This window comes from Rhizobium sp. P32RR-XVIII, from assembly GCF_012641395.1.
In the GTDB taxonomy this organism is placed as follows: domain Bacteria; phylum Pseudomonadota; class Alphaproteobacteria; order Rhizobiales; family Rhizobiaceae; genus Rhizobium.
Genome location: NZ_JABAIH010000012.1, coordinates 135,076 through 153,613, shown reverse-complemented (window position 1 = coordinate 153,613; position 18,538 = coordinate 135,076). Strand labels below are relative to the sequence as shown.

Annotated in this window: 21 protein-coding genes and 1 pseudogene; 10 read left to right on the top strand and 12 right to left on the bottom strand. The window is 57.4% G+C overall.

The features are described 5' to 3' along the window. Both HGP14_RS26460 and HGP14_RS26455 read left to right on the top strand, forming a co-directional pair. Nucleotides 1-992 (top strand): hypothetical protein (locus HGP14_RS26460; protein ID WP_205927348.1); only part of this gene is annotated, 992 nt, incomplete at its 5' end. Between the two features lie 9 nt (nt 993-1,001). Further along, entirely contained in the window at nt 1,002-1,361 is a 360-nt protein-coding gene (locus tag HGP14_RS26455) for a hypothetical protein (RefSeq protein WP_205927347.1), read from the top strand. Here the strand turns inward: HGP14_RS26455 and HGP14_RS26450 are convergent. Then, complete coding sequence (locus tag HGP14_RS26450; protein WP_168832843.1) at nt 1,319-2,416, bottom strand: acyltransferase; 1,098 nt, start codon at nt 2,414-2,416, stop codon at nt 1,319-1,321. The genes HGP14_RS26455 and HGP14_RS26450 overlap by 43 nt on opposite strands. A gap of 732 nt (nt 2,417-3,148) precedes the next feature. On the opposite strand from HGP14_RS26450, the gene HGP14_RS26445 reads away from it, so the two are divergent. Genes HGP14_RS26445 through HGP14_RS26425 form a run of 5 tightly spaced genes read left to right on the top strand, consistent with a single transcriptional unit; the run spans nt 3,149 to nt 4,935 of the window. Then, nucleotides 3,149-3,673, top strand: a complete 525-nt coding sequence (locus HGP14_RS26445; protein WP_168832842.1) for an N-acetylmuramoyl-L-alanine amidase — start codon at nt 3,149-3,151, stop codon at nt 3,671-3,673. Then, complete coding sequence (locus tag HGP14_RS26440; protein ID WP_168832841.1) at nt 3,673-3,963, top strand: hypothetical protein; 291 nt, start codon at nt 3,673-3,675, stop codon at nt 3,961-3,963. Before HGP14_RS26445 ends, HGP14_RS26440 begins: the two co-directional genes overlap by 1 nt. Further along, entirely contained in the window at nt 3,963-4,313 is a 351-nt protein-coding gene (locus tag HGP14_RS26435; protein WP_168832709.1) for a hypothetical protein, read from the top strand. Before HGP14_RS26440 ends, HGP14_RS26435 begins: the two co-directional genes overlap by 1 nt. Further along, on the top strand, nt 4,295-4,588 hold the full coding sequence (locus HGP14_RS26430) for a hypothetical protein (protein WP_168832840.1): 294 nt from the start codon (nt 4,295-4,297) through the stop codon (nt 4,586-4,588). Before HGP14_RS26435 ends, HGP14_RS26430 begins: the two co-directional genes overlap by 19 nt. Further along, nucleotides 4,585-4,935, top strand: a complete 351-nt coding sequence (locus HGP14_RS26425; RefSeq protein ID WP_168832839.1) for a DUF1515 family protein — start codon at nt 4,585-4,587, stop codon at nt 4,933-4,935. The genes HGP14_RS26430 and HGP14_RS26425 overlap by 4 nt, the downstream gene beginning before the upstream one ends. A gap of 838 nt (nt 4,936-5,773) precedes the next feature. Here HGP14_RS26425 and HGP14_RS26420 read toward each other — a convergent pair. Continuing rightward, nucleotides 5,774-5,911 (bottom strand): hypothetical protein, encoded by a 138-nt coding sequence (locus HGP14_RS26420; protein WP_168832838.1) that lies wholly within the window; start codon nt 5,909-5,911, stop codon nt 5,774-5,776. Between the two features lie 178 nt (nt 5,912-6,089). Between HGP14_RS26420 and HGP14_RS36305 the strand changes: the two genes are divergently transcribed. Continuing rightward, complete coding sequence (locus tag HGP14_RS36305; protein WP_168832837.1) at nt 6,090-7,784, top strand: flagellin; 1,695 nt, start codon at nt 6,090-6,092, stop codon at nt 7,782-7,784. Nucleotides 7,785-8,213: 429 nt separating this feature from the next. On the opposite strand, the pseudogene HGP14_RS26410 reads toward HGP14_RS36305, so the two are convergent. The 4 genes and pseudogenes from HGP14_RS26410 to HGP14_RS26395 all read right to left on the bottom strand — a co-directional run. Beyond that, nucleotides 8,214-8,402: pseudogene (locus HGP14_RS26410) on the bottom strand (thermonuclease family protein); the annotation flags it as partial. Between the two features lie 178 nt (nt 8,403-8,580). Further along, nucleotides 8,581-8,784 (bottom strand): hypothetical protein, encoded by a 204-nt coding sequence (locus HGP14_RS26405; RefSeq protein WP_168832836.1) that lies wholly within the window; start codon nt 8,782-8,784, stop codon nt 8,581-8,583. 247 nt (nt 8,785-9,031) lie between these two features. Next, the gene (locus HGP14_RS26400; protein ID WP_168832708.1) at nt 9,032-9,313 is read right to left on the bottom strand and encodes a hypothetical protein; all 282 of its coding nucleotides are present in this window, start codon (nt 9,311-9,313) and stop codon (nt 9,032-9,034) included. 874 nt (nt 9,314-10,187) lie between these two features. Further along, nucleotides 10,188-10,421: a hypothetical protein gene (locus tag HGP14_RS26395; RefSeq protein WP_168832835.1), complete on the bottom strand. Its 234-nt coding sequence runs from the start codon at nt 10,419-10,421 to the stop codon at nt 10,188-10,190. 57 nt (nt 10,422-10,478) lie between these two features. Between HGP14_RS26395 and ligD the strand changes: the two genes are divergently transcribed. Together ligD and HGP14_RS26385 are read left to right on the top strand one after the other, a co-directional pair. Then, nucleotides 10,479-11,528: a non-homologous end-joining DNA ligase gene (gene ligD, locus HGP14_RS26390; RefSeq protein ID WP_168832834.1), complete on the top strand. Its 1,050-nt coding sequence runs from the start codon at nt 10,479-10,481 to the stop codon at nt 11,526-11,528. Nucleotides 11,529-11,894: 366 nt separating this feature from the next. Next, the gene (locus HGP14_RS26385; RefSeq protein WP_168832833.1) at nt 11,895-12,947 is read left to right on the top strand and encodes a sensor domain-containing diguanylate cyclase; all 1,053 of its coding nucleotides are present in this window, start codon (nt 11,895-11,897) and stop codon (nt 12,945-12,947) included. 109 nt (nt 12,948-13,056) lie between these two features. On the opposite strand, the gene HGP14_RS36740 is transcribed toward HGP14_RS26385, so the two are convergent. From HGP14_RS36740 to HGP14_RS26355, 6 genes are all read right to left on the bottom strand, one after another. Then, a complete protein-coding gene (locus HGP14_RS36740) occupies nt 13,057-13,182 on the bottom strand; it encodes a hypothetical protein (protein WP_409527104.1) in 126 nt (41 codons plus the stop codon). Between the two features lie 245 nt (nt 13,183-13,427). Then, the gene (locus HGP14_RS26375; protein ID WP_168832831.1) at nt 13,428-13,712 is read right to left on the bottom strand and encodes a hypothetical protein; all 285 of its coding nucleotides are present in this window, start codon (nt 13,710-13,712) and stop codon (nt 13,428-13,430) included. Nucleotides 13,713-13,964: 252 nt separating this feature from the next. Continuing rightward, nucleotides 13,965-14,732, bottom strand: a complete 768-nt coding sequence (locus tag HGP14_RS26370; protein ID WP_168832830.1) for an amino acid ABC transporter ATP-binding protein — start codon at nt 14,730-14,732, stop codon at nt 13,965-13,967. Between the two features lie 17 nt (nt 14,733-14,749). Next, a complete protein-coding gene (locus HGP14_RS26365; protein WP_168832829.1) occupies nt 14,750-15,904 on the bottom strand; it encodes an amino acid ABC transporter permease in 1,155 nt (384 codons plus the stop codon). Nucleotide 15,905: 1 nt separating this feature from the next. Beyond that, entirely contained in the window at nt 15,906-17,108 is a 1,203-nt protein-coding gene (locus tag HGP14_RS26360) for an amino acid ABC transporter permease (protein WP_168832828.1), read from the bottom strand. Nucleotides 17,109-17,204: 96 nt separating this feature from the next. Continuing rightward, entirely contained in the window at nt 17,205-18,230 is a 1,026-nt protein-coding gene (locus HGP14_RS26355) for an amino acid ABC transporter substrate-binding protein (protein WP_168832827.1), read from the bottom strand. Nucleotides 18,231-18,538: the final 308 nt, after the last annotated feature.

Here is an 18,538-nt window from a genome sequence, read left to right as displayed (position 1 = left end):
CAACATGGAGCGTCCCGCTTTCGGGACCGGTCACGCCGAACGACATGGCGGACAGAATGGACAAGAGCCTTGATGCGCTCCTGAGTGCGAACTCGGGAGCGTCGCGGCCATCCTATGCCGTGGCAGGGACAGAATGGGTATCGACGGCAACCGCAGGTTTCCTGAAATACTACGTGTATGATGGCACTGCCGATCGCCTAACAAAGACGATCAACATCTCTACAGGTGCGGTTGTCTATGGCGATGGCACTGTAGATGACGTATTCGGCAAGAGAGCGCGTAGAGGACACCTCTACGGCCTGACGCTGTCGAACAACGCGACCGACGCTACCAACGATATCGACATTGCGGTTGGTGAGGCCGCGAGCGACGACACCGAGCCATTCTTGCTGAAGCTGGCCTCAGCCCTGACGAAGCGCCTTGATGCGGCGTGGGCTGTCGGGACCAATCAGGGTGGCCGCATGTCAGCAGCAGCCATCACGGACACCACATATCACGTCTGGCTGATCCAACGATCGGATACCGGTGTTGTCGATGTCGGCTTCGACGTTTCTGCCACATCCCCCACGATGCCGGCGAACTACGACAGGAAAGCGTACATCGGCCCTATACTCCGCTCTGGAGGAACCATTCTTGGCTTTAATCAGACAGGAAGACGAGTGCTGCTGGATTTGCCACTATCCATAAGGAATTCGACGGCTGCATTCGCTGCCAACAACCTGACTATCATATCAGGTGCAAGAGTCCGGCCAATTGTTAGGTCTGAATTAAATGTTAGCGCATCGTCTAGCGCCTCGCTGCAGTTAGGAGATGGTGGTTCCGGCGTCGTGCGAACGGTTCAGCAGTCAATCAATTCCGATATCAACGTAAACGTCATTGATGGAACGTTCACTACAAACGCATCTGGTCAATTGTACTACGGCGTAGCAATCACGTCAGGAACTATCGCCGGGCACATCTTTTCTTTGCTTGGATGGCACAACGATATTTAGGAGCGCAGAATGACTGTTTTTGTTGAACGAAACGGCGGTGTTGTAATCGGCGTTTACGCCTACAATTGCCCCGGCATAGCAGAAGAAGAACTTGCGGATGACCACCCGGAAATCTTGGCTTTCTTAAACCAGCCTCCGCCACCGGTCGAAAGCGTTTCCGCCCGTCAGTTCAAGCTTCAGCTACTCGCTGCAGGGCTGCTTGGTCAGGTCGATGCTTGGATAGCTGCGCAGCCAGCAGCAGTCCAAATTGCCTACGAATACTCTGGTTCCTTCGTCCGTTCTGAGCCAATGATGCAACAGGGCTTTGTTGCCATGGGCTTTTCGGCTCAGCAGATAGACGACTTCTTCATGGCCGCTTCCAAGTTGTAACCGAGCCGTTCGCTTGCTCTCTCGCTACGGGCACCCGCAACGCGTCGGCGCAGTTCCTCGATAGGCCTGTCTATTATGGTATAAATCGCAATCGCCAGCGCGAACGTCAGCACCAGCGCGACGCCTGTCTTGTCGAGTGGCCCGACGTTATAGAAGCGGGCTACCAGCGACAGCATAAAAAGATGCCCAAGGTAAATCGGGTAACTCAGGTGACCGAGAAAGTTATCGACCGCACTCTTTTTCGTGAGGTTAAAAATCAACGGCGTGCAGGCAGCGACTAGGATGTAGAACATCCAGCACTGCCATTGGTCGAGATCTTTAAATCCCCAGAACGGTTCATAGGTGACAAGGCCGAACAACAGGGTAGCTGCAGCAATGCCGATCGGTTTGGCGTCAATGCGTCCGAGAAGCCGGTAGGCTAGCACGCCCATCAAGAAAAACACGAAGTCGGATGGGAAGAGGAAATAGCGCCACGGCAGTAGCGGAACACCTGACCAATAGAGGCCCATTCGAAAGGCGAAAGCGGCGAGTGTGAGGCCAGCGATCCGCATGGTTGATAATCTGACGATGAAGGGCGCGAGAAGGTAAAAATAGATTTCGACGGATAGGGACCAGATTGGGCTTAGGATGAATTGCCAGTCTGCCTTGTTGAACAGGGGCACAAGCTCGCCGCCGAGGAAGAAAACGTTGCTGAACAGCGCTATCGGAGTCATCCATTCGCGCCCCGGGACGGTGTCGAGCGTCAGGAATGAAGCCGTCCCGCTGGAGAGGAAATACAGCGCGTAGGCCGCCAGAATTGCGAAATTGGCAGGGTAGATCCGCAGCGCCCGATTGAGATAGAAGCGCTTGGGCGCCCCCGCATATTTCGCCTCGATCACCATTGCCATGTAGAAGCCGGAGGCGATGAAAAACGCAAAAACCGCGTGTCCGGACCCAACCATGATGTGCAACTTCTCCCGCGTAAACATCGAGCCGGGGGCCGCGAGGCCGGGGAAATTCACACGGGCGTGCGCGAGAAATACGGCAACGGCTAGAAGTAAACGAAACGCACCCACTGCATCCCCCGTTGTGGCGTAAATAATCCTTTGTAGGTATCAGTTAGCCATAGATGACGCAACTCGACCGTTAGCGGGTGAGCAACCTGAAAGAGCGCGTCTCCCCCGCCCACTGAACCGCTCAAACTTCTACGCGGCGCTTCGCGTTGGCGGTGCGGAGACCCGGCATAGGGTCTGGGGCCCTGCCTGTCTCCTTTTGCCGCAGGGAGGTGTGTTCACCTTGCGTTAATCGGGGGCCCGGCCCATCGTCCCCCGCGATAATAAGCGAAGGAAATAAAAATGAATGTGATGAAAGCAGTTTGCACCGGGATCGTCGCGATTTGTCTCGGCGCCACTTCTTTGACGTCTGTCTCTGCCGCTCCGTTGCCGTCTATTCGTCCTGCAATTGTTGAAAATATGGGTGTGGTTCAGGTCCGCGACGACCATCACGGGCGGCCACATCACGGCTACGGTAGGCACGATTGGCATGACCGCTACGCTCACGGTGACCGCGGTCGCCGCGGCTACTACCACGGATATCGCGGGTATCACGAACACCGCCATGGGTATCGACGCCACAGCGATGGGCTTTGGTACCCAGTAGCAGCTTTCGCGCTCGGCGCCGTTATCGGTGGGGCGATTAACTCCCGCTAGGTTGGTTATCTCACGAGCAGCATGTCTGCTGCCTCGCTTCTATAAGGCTCCCTCGCGGGGGCCTTTTTTGTTTCTGCCTTAACCTCAAGGAACATCGTTATGACGTACCGACTTCCGCTGGAATGGCTCCAGCCGGTGAAGATGAGCCGTGTCATTCTTCATTGGTCTGCCGGCGCCCATAAGTGCTCCGAACTCGACAAGGAACATTATCACATCATCGTCGAAGGCGATGGGAACGTAGTCCGCGGCGATCACACGATTGCCGACAACGTGAGTACCGCCGACGACGACTATGCAGCTCATACCCTGCGCGCGAATACCGGCTCCATCGGCGTTTCCATGGCTTGCATGGCCGGGGCGGTCGAAAGCCCGTTCAACGCCGGCAAGTTCCCCATGACCGAAACGCAATGGAGCCGGGCGATGGAAGTCATCGCGCATCTGGCGGCCTTCTATCACATCGCTGTCACCGACAAGACAATCCTTTCCCATGCCGAAGTACAGACGAACCTCGGCATCCAGCAGCGCGGCAAGTGGGACGTGGCGCGCCTACCGTTCGACCCCAAGACCGTCGGCGCCAGGGCATGCGGTGAGAAGATGCGGGAGCGCGTCAAGGAGCTGCTGTGATGAAGTTCTTCATGGACCACAAGGCCTCGCCGGATTGGGCAGTTCGCCGGCGGATCATCATCCTGTCGCTGATCTGGATTGCGGCTCTCGTGACGTACCTAGCTGTCCGGGGGCGGCCGATCGCTCTTTCCGATACGGCAATGACGAACCTGCTGTGGATCTACGGCGGCATTGTCGGCAGCTATGTCTTTGGCGCTGTCTGGGACGGCAAGAACAAGCAGAGGGCCGATATCGTCCAGCAGGCGATCGAGCAAGGCACCGTTGACGCCAGTGTGAAGGTAGAACCCTGATGTTCGGCATCTTCGACTATCTCAAGCTGGGCGCCGGGATCGCCGCTGGCCTTCTCCTCCATCACGTCTATGCCGTTGCCATCGGCTATCCGTCCGCAGCTCGCGAAGCGCGCGCCGGTATGGTCACGACATTCGAGCGCGATGCCTTGGCCGCTCAGTTGGCCGAGGAACGCCGCTTGCGCCTCCTGGCTGATCAGGCCAGCACAGAGGCTTTGAAGCGAGCAGACGCCACGCTGAGGGCGAAAGCGATGGCAGACGCCGAAGTAGAGCGCCTGAAGGCGGAGGCGGCCAAGAATGGCAAACTCTCCCGGCCCAATGAGGAGGATATGCTTTGGCTCGATCAGCACTGATCTTTATCGCCGTTCTTCTATCCAGCTGCCAGAGCGTCGACGAGCGCGTTTCTGCCGCCGCCGCTGTCCAAGGGCAGGCGAGGGCGTCGGCCCCATTCCCTGACCTTCCGCCGGCGTGTGTCGCCAAGATGGGCCGCGTCCGTCCCGGGGATGAGCCGTGGGTCATCACCTTTAAGCGCTGGGAGATCGTCGCCGACAACCGCGATCGTCAAGCCGACGACTGCGCGGCGTGGGGCCGCGACATGAAAACGAGATATGCGGGGGTACGGCATTGACGCAGACAGAATTTGATCCTCGCCTGCACCAGCAGATGGGCGAGGTGCTTGCCGAGGTTCGCAATTTGCGCGATGCCTTCCGCCAGTCGGAGATCAAATCCGACAATAGCCGGGCGTCCATGCACCAGCGCATGGATCTGCTCGTCGATCGCGTCGGCAAGGTAGAGGGCAACGTCGCGGCCGTCCAGGAGGATATATCCGAAATGCGGCCGGTGACCGACGACGTGAAGCGCTGGAAGCTGATGGGCCTTGGCGCGATCGGCGTCATCGGCATTGGCGGGATGGCGATGGGCGTCACATTTGCGGACGCTATTCGGCGGATTGGCGCGATCGTCATCGGGAGATAGTACGACCAGGGCTCGCCCAAACGTGTCAGAAATGGCGAGCCCTGTCGCGTACCACATCGCCGGGTCGGGGCGCCGACCAGATGTCGTGGCGCGGTGCTGTGCTTGGCGGCTACAGCGCTTAAAAATAAAGCTCCGGGGAGGCCTGCTCGTCAATAATCAATTAGGGCTAGGATCGAAGGGCCCGCTCCTACGGAAAAGCGAGCCCTTGCCGCGCCTCCTGCATCCACTAGCCATTCAACGCGGAATTGACCACACGGCACAGTCTGATCCAGAGGACCGCGCGGCCTTCCGCGGGCAAGGAAGGGTCAAAGCAGTGAGCTCGCCACGCGATCCCAAATACCAAACGATCAGTCTGGGGCAAGCGTTCCCGTCCGGTAGCGTACAGTCAAAAAGAGCCCACCGAAGCGGGGCGGGTAAGGGACATGCAGGCGGCGCGGCGATGAGACCATCATCACAGGCTGAGGTAAGGAAGCCTACCGCGCGGTCTACCTCATCCACGATCAGCGTTAGTGATCGTTCCCGTTCGATACCGTACGGAGAAAACGAGACCGTGCGAACTGTGGAGATTGCTTGCGGGGGTGTAAGGCATCCATAATCTCCATAGCGGTCGTCTCATCAAGGTGCTGGAGCGCCATGGCTTCAGCAATAACAGCGATCCTGCCAGTCCTCACGTCGACGATCGACCACGTCCCGTCTTCGTCGCGCCTTGCATGATATTGCGTGTACATTGGCAAGGTCCCCATCGCTCATCGTTCCTCCGAAAGGACGCAGTGTCTAGCATCAAATTAGAAACAACTAAAGTGCAGGCAGGTTCCGGTCTAGTACCGTACAGTGACGGTTATCCGAAGAAGCCGAACAGCCTCGCCAAGCTGCCGACGACGCCGGCGATCGCTCCGAGCATAGCGAGCGCCATCACTGGCCATATCCACCAGTCAGGCCCGCGCCGCTCACCCGAGAAATTGTCGTCATCGCTCATCAGTTTTTCCAAGCCCATTCACGCCTACCGCGGACTCAGAGACATTGGCCCGTTGCGATATTTAACGGTCGAGTTGGTTTCACTTTGTTAACCATTGCTGACCAAATTGCATCCACAGCGTGCATGAAGCGCGATTTTCCCACAAATGCATAAACACTAGTTTCATTTCGGATCATTGATGTCTTCCATCAATACAAACTACGCTGCCATTGCTGCTCTTCAGACACTGAGATCCGTCAACTCCGATTTGGAAAACACGCAACAGCACATTTCGAGTGGCCTTCGAGTTCAGACGGCTTCCGACAATGCCGCGTATTGGTCGATTGCGACCACCATGCGATCCGACAACGGTGCGACTTCCGCTGTATACGACGCCCTCGGTCTTGGCGCTGCGACAATCGACACTGCCTATGAGGGCATGAGCCAAACAGTCGATGTTTTAAGCCAGTTTCGTGCCAAGCTCGTCGCAGCTACAGAACAGGGCCTAGACAGAAACAAAATCCAGACCGAACTGGACCAGCTGAAGGGCCAGATTGTCTCCATAGCATCTTCCGCAAGCTTCAATGGCGTGAATTTGCTCGATACCAACCTGAAAGACATTGAAGATACTTCCCTTAGCACAACCTACATCACGGCTGGATTCGTGCGTAATGAGAATGGATCTGTTTCCATTACGAAAATCCCTTTGGACAGCGCGTCCACATCGCTGCTTAACGTTTCAGGCGGCGGTATTCTTCAGACGAGCGACAAGAGCCCGGGAACGATAGGAGGGCTCAAAGACACCATGTACGACTTCCCTACTACTGGAGCCTCGGGGGGGGTGAATTTCTGGTTTTCCGGTCCTTTGACTTTTACTGATGACACGACGGCAATTACGTTCGACCTTACGCTCGATGCAGATGATCCAGCGACGACGCCAAATCCTAGGGCTGGAGTGACCAAGTCTTTCACCATTAATCGCAGCTTTATCGATAGCATCCTTCCGGGACTTAACGGAGTTATATCAAACGCGGGCCAGTGGTCATCGGTCCTCAGTAAACTTCTGAAAGACGATGCTTACTTGGGTGCCTACTCGGGTGAACCGAACCATCTCACTATTTCCAGCAAAGAGGTAGATGGAACCGGCTCGTCATTCGAGCTTAAGAAGCTAACTTCGACGTTGGCGGGGGCCGCAACAGGCGGCCTTGCGAATTCACTCGCGCCCTCCTATGGCTATAGAGCTTACACATACAGTGTTTACGATGGCCCCTTCGAAATGAAACGGGACGTCGAGGCGACAATCTCGATCAACGAAGCAGGCGTAGACAAGACCATCACCTTCAGCAAGTCGGATGTCATGGCCGCCCTCGGCTCCAGCGACGGTAAAGTGAAGAGCCAATCCGATTTCGTCGATCTGATGAATTACCTCTTCGACAGGGACGGGATCGGTATCACAGCCTCAAAGGAGTCGATCCTGGTCCGATACGACCTCGACCCGGACGTCCACCCCGAAGCCGGGTTGAAAAGCCGCATTGGGGTATTGGGTGCCGATGACAACGTCGGTTACGCGCCGACCTTCAACCTTCTCGACGTTGATATCACGGGCAACGCCGATATCGATGCTTATATCAGCGGCGTCGACAACATGCTGCAACAAACGATCACAGCGGCGACGACCCTTGGTGCCGTCAAGTCACGCATCGATATGCAATCCGACTTCACCAGCAAGCTAATGGATTCCATCAGTTCAGGTGTCGGCAAGCTCGTGGACGCGGACATGGAAGAAGAGTCCTCCAAGCTCAGCGCGCTGCAGACGCAGCAGCAGCTTGCGCTTCAGTCTCTTTCTATTGCCAACAGCGCGCCGCAGATCCTTCTCAGTCTCTTCCGACAGTAATAAGCTTAGGGGTCCCCCGCATAATACGGCGGTTTACGAAATCGAGAGTTAGAGCGCCGCGTCAATCACACCAGTCGTTTCTATGCCCCGGCCGCCACTCTCGAGCGGAGCCTTCCCGCAACAGCGTCTTGCCGATCTCTTCCGTGGGCATAGCCTATTTTATGGAGACCGCACGACGTTGAAAGTTCGTTGTCGGATTTTCCGATAGTGACGCCGCCACCGCGATCATGCCTTTCCGCGTGAGTGGCTTTTTAACCTCACGCATAACCATTCGTTGAGACCAGCAGTTTTAAACTGCCTCCATTTCAAAGATGGATTTCAGCATGCCTGACTGGTTTCGATACATCGTTTTCATCGGCTTTATCGCATTGGGTTTTGGGGGTGCTCTGGTCACTTACTGGCTTTCTTCCCGGCGGTGACATACGCTCACGCCAGCTTCCATTCCTTGACGCACTTCGCGTGCGATCCGATCTCCGGCGTATCGATGCCCGAGACGAATGGAACACCTTCTCCCAGCAATCGCATATTCTGCCCGCTCGGCAGGCATTTCACCGTATCGCCGTCCACGGCAATCATGGACGCGCATACCAGCAGTTCGGTTATCAATGCATCCCCCATGGAGCGAGCGACAAACTGCCGCTCCTGTAATTTCCAGCATCGCTACTATCTTTCGGCAATGTCCAAAAGTTCTGTCCACGTTGCCCTTTACGTTGTCAGTTTGGTCCTCGCTATGACCGCGCTGGTTCTCGCTTTGAGAATGGGACACACGCCGTCGTCGATCCCGATTTAGAGACGGTCACCTATTAGAGCGATGCGGAGGCAGCCCGCGATAATTCAACGGCTGATGCTTCCGGCAATACCAGAGCGTGATTGCCTTGCTCTCCTCGAAGCCGTAGCAGCCCCATTCCGTGCAGCGGATGCCGGCGGAGTCCTCATGGTCGCACAGATGGTTCTCGTGGATGTTGGCGCCAGCCGCCGATGTATGAGCATCGCTAAGCATTTCCTTACCTCCGCATCTTCATCACGAAAAATCCAGACTTCCCCGCCTCGCTACACTTCTTGCATCGCAGCTTGGGTTCAAGCCTGCGCAGGACGGCATCGCCTCCACATTTCAGTCTGAGCGTCCGGATATTGACTTCGGCATAGTGCTCACACTTGCAGATGGCGAACAAAATCTCCCAGCTCATGATATCGCCGAGCTTCTCCCCAGGCCCAATCCGCTCTGGCTTTCGTTCCCTTGCCATGGGCTACCACCGGTTTTCCCGTTTCATCGTCATAGCTCGCGGCGGCTTCGCTGCCGGCATGAACATCACCGCCACCCTCCGGCTGCCGCATACCGGGCAGCGCAGCCGCTCCGACAGCATCGACAGCGGGAAATCCCGGCCTCGCGTAGCAACCAGGGTGACGATATCCAGATCCTGATTCCAACTGCAGGCTCGAACGGTCTTTAGACCCTCATGCTTTCCCCATGCACATCGGGCCTTAAGGTCCCAACCGGCATCCATTGCTTCGCCGATCGTTTCGGCCATGCGTCCTCGTCTCCTCGTCACAGGTTTCCAGTGCCCTGATTTTCAGAAAGACGGCCGCTCGTCTGTTCTCTAATTGTTCGCATTTGTCGACGGAGTCAATCGGCAATAATGCTTTTTGAGGCAAGGATAAAGGATAGCGAAGGAGCTGAGTTGGAGCCCTTGGACCTTGGTCCACTACACGGTCACATCGAACAGCCTAAGTTTCGAATGACGAGGAAGCGTTTTGGTTACTGGGGTAGCGCTCCTCGTAGCCCCCTCCAGGGCAAAAGGAGGCCACGACTTGACTCACCGTCTGGGTCGTGGCCTCCTTGCCGTCATCCTATGATGCACATGCATGCGTCTGCGAAGGCACCTATGCGGCCGGTTCAGATCAGCGTCGGCTCAGGATCGGGATCGATCTCTTCGATGATATCGGGGCTGTCGTTCGGTGGGCTGGCTGCATCAGAGAACGAGCCCTTCGGCCCTGGCGGTGTTTAGGACCATCTGAATCGCGCTGTCGGGACCGTCATCACAAGCAAACCACGCGGGGTTGCACGATATATCTTCCCCATTGATGATTGATCGGAAAGCCCCGCAAGACAGCCCACGTTGGCAATCCACAGCGACTTCCAACTGACCAATCGGCGCTCCGGAACCCATATCATAGGCTCCCACTACAAAAAGGTGCATTTGCTCGATATCCGCGCCCCCCTTCAACGCAGCAATCAACCGGGGGTGCGCATCGGTGATCGTTGCTTCGCAAGGCGGGGTCCAATAAGTTCCTTGCCCGAATTCTTCTTCTTTCGGCTGCCGGGGCATAACCGTTCTCCATTCCCAAAACTGTTCAGATATCGGGATGCGGTATGTTCTGATTGTGTTCTCAAAGGAGGGAGAGTCAAGACATCTTCTTGAGAAGGTCGAGAAGGATGGCCGTCTCGTCGTTGGCGGCAAGCGCCAGCATGTAATTGTCCGCCAGCTCTCCAACTGCCGCGATTGCTTCACGCTCATTCCAACCAGCGGCCACCGCCGCGGTGATCAGATCGCGGAAAGCGAACTGCAAGGCATCTTGGCAGCGGATGTGCCTATCGGGATCGTCGTCGGTAACGAACGGCCTTGAGATATCGCTCATACACCGATGATGGCTGATTCCTACTGATTGGCAAGGAATTCCTGATAGAGTGCTGGCATGGACAAGCCGCCGAAATCTAAGCCGCTCCTCCGCAAAACCGATGCACCGGTTCGATCCCGGCCGCGCAAGCACCGCGATCCCGCACAGCCGAACCTTCCCCTCGACCCCATGCCGGATCGCATCGAGCCCTGCCTTGCGCTGCTGAAGCCCAAGGTGCCGACAGGTCCGGATTGGGTTTACGAGATCAAATGGGACGGATACCGCCTGGCTGTGCACATCGAGCCCAAAGGCGTGCGCATCCTCACACGTGGCGGCCATGACTGGACTCATCGCTTTCCGGCGATCGAGGATGCGGCAAAGCAGCTCGGCGTAGCTACGGCGATCCTCGACGGCGAGGCGGTCGTCTACGACGAGCAAGGCCGGTCTGACTTCGGACGGCTGCAGCAATCGCTTGGCGGCCGGGGTGGCAAACAGAATTCCTTCGATGCGATGTTTGTGGCTTTCGACATTCTCTACTTCGACGGGCACGATCTGACCGGTATGGACCTGATGGCGCGGCGGCATCTACTGGAGGGTTTGATCCCGGCCGGCGGGGAAGGCACCATCCTGCTATCGGAGGAGATCGACGCCGACGGCGACAAGCTCCTTGCGGTCGCAAGCGAAAATGGCCTCGAAGGCATCATCGCCAAGAACCGGCACAGCACCTACCGATCGGGACGCCTGGGCGACTGGGTAAAGGTCAAATGCACCCAGAGCGATAGCTTCGTCATTGTCGGCTATGAGAGGTCGTCGGTCGCGTTCGGAGGCATTGGGCGCCTACTCCTAGCAGCATTGAAAGGGAGCAAGCTCGTCTACGTGGGTGGGGTCGGGACCGGCTTCAATGAGCGTACCGCGATCGAGCTCCGGGAGCAGCTGGACAAGATCGCGATCCCGAGAGCGGTGGTCGACACCGGCCGGAAGAAACGGAATGCCGTTTACGTGCGGCCAAAGCTGATAGCCGAGATTGAATACCGCGCCTGGACGCACGACGAAAAGCTGCGGCATGCGTCATACAAGGGGTTCCGTGACAAGCAGGATGACGCGACGATTTACGTGATCGAAGGGTAAGACCTGCGATTTTCAATTCGTCAATTATATCAATGGGCCGGTGTTTGGTCCCACCTGTTTATAAGTAGTTGATTTTCCCCGACCCTCGCAGAACTGCAGGGGTCGCCAATCTTTCAAGAAATCCGGACGTGTCGTTCAGCGTCGAATCGGCTTTGCTTTCGCAGGTATTCGGATGTCCGCTCGTGAAACGGAGCTTATTATTGCTCGAGTCATTCGGGATTTCGAGCCGTAAGCCATTCGACGCAATGGCAATTCCCAGCCGGTGCAGCTCTTCTGTTGCAGAAGATGCTAATGATCTTAAGTGAAAACAGAATCTTAAAACCTTGTGCGCAACTATACGAACTGCCGTATAACGCTGGGTCAGGCATGAAGCCCTTCTCCATTATCTTCAGGCTCGCTGAGAGCCTGCCGCTGTTTGTCGCCAGGCGGAGTGACGCCGCCGTAAAAAGCCTCGAACTCGCTCTGGCCGAGAAGGAGCGGCAGTTGAAGGAGCAGGCGGCCGCCCTTGCACACAGCCGGAAGATCTTCGACCGGTCGTCTGAAGCTGCTAGGATCGGCGTCTGGGAATGCAGCCTGCCGGACAATGGCTTGGTGTGGACCGATATGGTTTACGATCTTTTCGACCTGGCGCCCGGCACTGAACTCGATCGTGCCGAGATTGTGAAATTCTACTCGACGGACTCTCTTGAGGAACTGACAAGGCTCCGGACCGAGGCGATCGAGCAGCGCAGCGGGTTCAGCATGGATGCCGAGATACTGACAGCCAAGGGCAGCAGGCGTTGGATCCGCATCACCGCGACTGTCGAGTGCGAGGACGATGTTCCTGTCCGCATTTTTGGCATGAAGCTGGACATCACCGCCGAAAAGATGATGTTCGACCAGATCCGCTATCTGGCAGAGTTCGATATGCTCACGGGATTGCCCAATCGCGCGCAGTTTCAGTCTGCCTTACAGCGCTTATCGCCGCCGCAGCCAAGCGACGCCCGCCCAGCCGCGCTTCTCCTCATCGATCTCGACGGCTTCAAGGGCGTCAACGACACTTTCGGTCACCAGGCCGGCGACGACTGCCTCAAGGAGGCAGCAGAGAGACTGTTGATGATATGCCAGGGAGCAGACCTTGTTGCGCGCATCGGCGGTGACGAATTCGCCGTCCTTGTCAGTGGCCAGCGCAGTGTCGATGCTGTCTCCGATCTTGCCGAAGCGATCGTCCAATGCCTTGGCTGGGCCGTCGAGAAGGACGGGATTCGGATGCATATCGGCGCGTCAGTGGGCGTTGCACTTCTTGACGCTTCAGCGCCCACGGACCTTTTCATCAAGGCCGACAGCGCTCTCTATAAAGCCAAGACGGCCGGCAAGAACAGATTTCAAGTCTATCGGCCTTCAGAAGAGGCGGGGAAGCAGGCGATGGACGCAGCCTGAGGCCGGTCGCTTGCGTCGTTGGCAAATAGGAGCTTTCCAACCACCCACACGAAAGCACAGCCAAACCGATACCGGCTTGGCTGTGCTGCTATGTGGGGAAGTGAACCCTTCAGTGACTGCCGGCTTTCTTGCTGGCAAGCAGCATCACGTAGTCATCGGCAGCGTCCGCCAGCGCAAGCGCCACCTCGGCCGGTTCCCAGCCGTGCTGCTGCAACTGCTTTACCATTTCAAACATGGCGGCTTCGACCTCCGTTCGGCAGTTGAGAGGTTGCTGTGATCCGCCGTTTGCATGCTGAGCGCCTTGAATTTCCATTACTGTCCACCCCGGTTTCAAGCCTCGTTTGCGGCCCTGAGCATTGCATAAGTTTTTGCTTAATCAAGCTAATGCTTAATCAACAGTTAACGCAGCTGGTTGCATGATGTCATTTGACAGGATGGAGGGGCCGGTTGAGCGATATTCTGCGCTTTCGAAGCCATCTCCTAACGGTGGTCGTTGTCTCTAAATATCGAACGGTAGACACGCCTTGAGATCATCAGGCTGCGGTCGGGCCGAATGATGTATGTCTCCTCGACAATGCGGCTTCCATCGTAAAATGTGTGCGGGAAAGCCGAGCCGACGGGGGATTTCGTCAGTTTCGTGCGAGGCTGGCCGTTATAGGTGATGCTGCCGGGGATGGGTTCCAGGCCTGGGCCGGAGATGACGCGTGCGGTGCACCCCGCAGTTATTGCGCTCGCAAGAAGAACTGCGGCAAGTGTGACTTTCATCGGAGGTGCTCCCTCATCGGCATCGCATCGTCTAGAATTAAGATTTCGCAGCGTTTTTTCTATGGGCCGGGCACATTGCGGTTTGCCAACCGGCCATGCGTAACGAAAAAGTGTTCGCTTCCGGGACAGGCCGGCCGGATTTGTGCCGGCTTCGGTGCTGGACTCTGCAAAATGTTGCGTGGCTTGGCTTCCGCCAAAGCAAGAAAAGCCGCCGGATCGCTCCAGCGGCTTTCTTGAAAACGTTGCTCTTTCCTAGTGCAGGATCTGGCTGAGGAAGAGCTTGGTGCGCTCGTGCTGCGGATTGTCGAAGAATTCGGCGGGTGAATTCTGCTCGACGATCTGGCCCTGGTCCATGAAGATGACGCGGTTTGCGACCTGGCGGGCAAAGCCCATTTCGTGGGTCACGCAGAGCATGGTCATGCCTTCTTCGGCAAGGCCCACCATCGTATCAAGAACTTCCTTGATCATTTCCGGATCGAGCGCCGAGGTCGGCTCGTCGAACAGCATGATCTTCGGGTTCATGCAAAGCGAGCGGGCAATCGCCACGCGCTGCTGCTGGCCGCCGGAGAGCTGGCCCGGATATTTATTCGCCTGCTCCGGGATCTTGACGCGCTTGAGGAAGTGCATGGCGATCTCTTCGGCCTGCTTCTTCGGCATCTTGCGCACCCAGATCGGCGCAAGCGTGCAATTCTCAAGGATCGTCAGGTGCGGGAACAGATTGAAGTGCTGGAACACCATCCCGACTTCGCGGCGGACCTCATCGATCTTCTTCAGATCGTTGGTGAGTTCCGTGCCATCGACGATGATGTGACCCTTCTGGTGCTCTTCCAGGCGATTGATGCAGCGGATCATCGTCGACTTGCCGGAGCCGGACGGCCCGGCGATGACGATGCGCTCGCCGCGCATGACTTTCAGGTTGATGTCGCGCAGCACGTGAAAATCGCCGTACCACTTGTTCATGTTGAGGATGTCGATGGCCACATCCGTAGCGGAAATGGTCATTTTCTTGGGTTCAGCCATAGTTATTCCCTTCATTCTTATCGTTTGTGGCCGGTGTCGAGGTAGCGTTCCATGAACACGGAATAGCGCGACATGCCGAAGCAGAAAATCCAGAACACGAAACCGGCGAAGATAAGGCCGGTCATCGGCGTTACGGAGCTTGCCCAGTTGGTGTCGGCAAAGTTCAGGCGGACGATGCCGAGCAGATCGAACATGCTGATGATCGAAACGAGCGATGTGTCCTTGAACATGCCGATGAACGTATTGACGATGCCCGGGATGACGAGCTTGATCGCCTGCGGCAGAACGATAAGCCGCATTTTCTGCCAGTAGCCGAAGCCGAGTGAATCCGCACCCTCGTACTGACCCTTCGGAATGGCCTGCAGCCCGCCGCGAATGACTTCGGCCATGTAGGCGGAGGCGAATATCGATACACCGATCACCGCGCGCAGCAGCTTGTCCACCGTCCAGCCTGCCGGCAGGAAGAGCGGCAGCATGACGCTTGCCATGAACAGAACGGTGATCAGCGGGATGCCGCGAATCACTTCGATGAAAATAATGCAGACCATTTTCACGACCGGCATGTTCGAACGCCGCCCGAGCGCCAGCAAGATGCCGACCGGCAGCGAGACCGCCATGCCGACGAAGGACACGACCAGCGTCACGAGCAGACCGCCCCAGAGCGGCGTCTCGACGACTTCCAGGCCAAAGCCGCCATAGAGCATGAAGAACGAAAAGATCGGCAGCACTGCAAAAAGCAGAATCGCGTTCAGGCCCTTGCGCGGCACCGACGGGATCAGCATCGGCACCAGCAGGAGGACGAAGAGGATGCCGACTATTGTCGGACGCCAGCGCTCGTCGAGAGGATAGCGGCCGAAAACGAACTGATCGAACTTCGCATTGACGAAGGCCCAGCAGGCGCCGCTCCAGCCATCGGGCTGGATGCCACCCTGAACCGCCGTTGCGCAGAACGTGCGGTCCGGACCGGTCCAGACGGCCTGGATGAAGAGCCAGTCGACCATGTGCGGGAGGGCCCAGGCGAGCGCCGCAATGGCGAGCACCGTCAGCACGGCGTCCTTCGGTGTAGCGAGGAGGTTGCGGCGCAGCCACGCGTACGCACCGCGTTCGCCGGGCGGTGGCGGTTCAGGCGCCAGTATGGCCGTTCTGACGAAGGATGTGTTGGAAACCGACATCTTATCTCTCCACCAGTGCCATCTTGGCGTTGAACCAGTTCATGAACAGCGACGTGAGAATGCTGAGGCCGAGATAGACGGCGATCCAGATCAGCACGATTTCGATGGCCTGCCCAGTCTGGTTCAGCGTGGTTCCGCCGACGGAGACAAGGTCCGCGAAGCCGATCGCAATCGCGAGCGACGAATTCTTCGTCAGGTTCAGATACTGGCTCGTCAGCGGCGGAATGATGATGCGGAAAGCCTGCGGCACGACGACCAGGCGGGTCACGGAGGACGGATGCAGCCCGAGCGCGCTGGCCGCCTCGGACTGGCCCTTCGCCACGCCGCGGATACCGGCGCGGACGATCTCGGCGATGAAGGCTGCCGTGTAGAAGGATAGCGCCAGGTAGAGCGACATGAATTCCGGGCCGACCACCGAACCGCCCGTGAGGTTGAATTTGCCGGCGACCGGAACATCGAAGGTGACCGGCACGCCGGTCACCAGGAAGGCGAGGACGGGCAGGCCGAGGATCAATGCGATCGATGCCAGGATGGTATGGAACGGCTGGCCCGTCGCTGCCTGGCGCTTATGCGCCCAACGCGTGGTGGCGATGGCGGCGATGACGCCAACGATCAAGGCGATCAGAACCACCCACATGCCCGGTTCGAAAATAGGCTTCGGGAAGGCGAGGCCGCGATTGTTCAGGAACATGCTGAACGGCAGATGGACGGATTCGCGCGGCTGCGGCAGCACGGCGAGAACGCCGGAATACCAGAAGAAGATGACGAGCAGCGGCGGAATATTGCGAAACACCTCAACATAGACCGTGCACAGCTTGGCGATGAGCCAGTTGTGCGACAGGCGCCCGATACCGACGATGAAGCCGATGATGGTGGCGGTGATGATGCCCGTTACGGCAACCAATATGGTGTTCAGGATGCCCACGACCAGTGCGCGGGCGTAAGTCGAATCGCTGGAGTACGAAATAAGCGACTGTCCGACCTCGAAGCCCGCACGTCCCCTGAGGAAGGCGAAGCCGGAGGCCGTATTGCTGCGTGCGAGATTCGCGATCGTGTTATCGACGATCCACCAGATCCCTCCGACGAGGACGAGAACGGTCAGAACCTGGAAAAAGATCCCCCTGATTCTGGGATCGTAGAGGGCCGACCGTAGAGTCGATCCGGTCTTAGGCAAAGGTGTCGAATGCAAGGCCTCTTGCGTCATGCCGAGCCATTTCCCCTATATGCCCTTTTCGGGCTTTTTTCTTGGATCAGGGAAAGGCGGTTACCCGCCTTTCCGGTTCTTGTATCGAGCCAGATGTCAGCGAACCGGCGGAGCGTACTGGATGCCGCCCTTGTTCCAGAGCGCGTTCAGGCCGCGCGCGATCTTGAGCGGGCTGCCCTGACCGATGTTGCGTTCGAAGACTTCGCTGTAGTTACCGATACCCTTGATGACGTTGTAGGCCCAGTCGTTGGTCAGGCCGAGGTCGGTGCCGATCTTGGTGTCGGCTTCGGTGCCCAGGAAGCGCTTGATATCCGGGTTCGGCGAGTTCTTCATCTCATCGACGTTCGCCTGGGTGATGCCGAATTCTTCAGCGTTGACCAGCGCGAAGGCCGTCCAGGAAACAATATCGAACCACTGGTCGTCACCCTGACGAACGGCGGGGCCGAGCGGCTCCTTGGAGATGATTTCCGGAAGGATCACGTGCTCGTCAGGATTCTTCAGTGTCAGGCGCACCGAGTAGAGCTGCGACTGGTCGGTCGTGTAGACGTCGCAGCGGCCGGCTTCGTATGCGGCGCCGACTTCTTCCAGCTTTTCGAAAACGACCGGATTGTACTGAAGGTTGTTGGCCTTGAAGTAGTCGGCGAGGTTGAGCTCGGTGGTCGTGCCCGCCTGAACACAGACGGCAGCGCCGGAAAGCTCGAGTGCCGATTTCACGTTGAGGCTCTTGCGAACCATGAAGCCCTGACCGTCGTAATAGGTGACCGGGCGGAAGTTGAAGCCGAGAGCGGTATCGCGGTTGATCGTCCAGGTCGTATTGCGCGAGAGGAGGTCAACTTCGCCGGACTGCAGGGCCGGGAAACGGTCTTTCGCGGAGAGAGGCGTGTACTTGACCTTGGTCGGGTCGCCGAAGACGGCTGAAGCGACGGCCTTGCAGAAATCAACATCGAAACCGGCCCAGTTGCCGGACGCATCAGGCTGCGCGAAGCCCGGAAGCCCCGAGTTGACGCCGCACTGGATGAAACCTTTTGCCTTCACGTCCCCAAGAGTAGTCGCCGAGGCAGCCGAGGCGCCAAGGGCGAAAACTGCTGCGCCGACGGCGGCGGACAGGAGCTTAATGTTCATTTTTTCCCAACCTTTTATCTGTTGTCTTATGTTTTTGTTGAAGAGACAGCCGAAGCAGGCCATGCGTCCCCCAATTCTCGACACCCTCCCGGCGCGAGTGTTTCTATCACAGTCGCAAATGTCACCCCGGTCAAGTGTCGCGGCATATAATTGGGGCAGAAATTAGCATTTTGACCGAATGCGCCGCCGCAATAGGCATCAGGGCAAGAAATGGGCAGGACTCTGCGGAAAAATATCTCGAAAATTCACTGATATATCTCGCACGTAAGGGCACACATAGTTCCTCGTATGGCTTCGTGCGGGGTTGA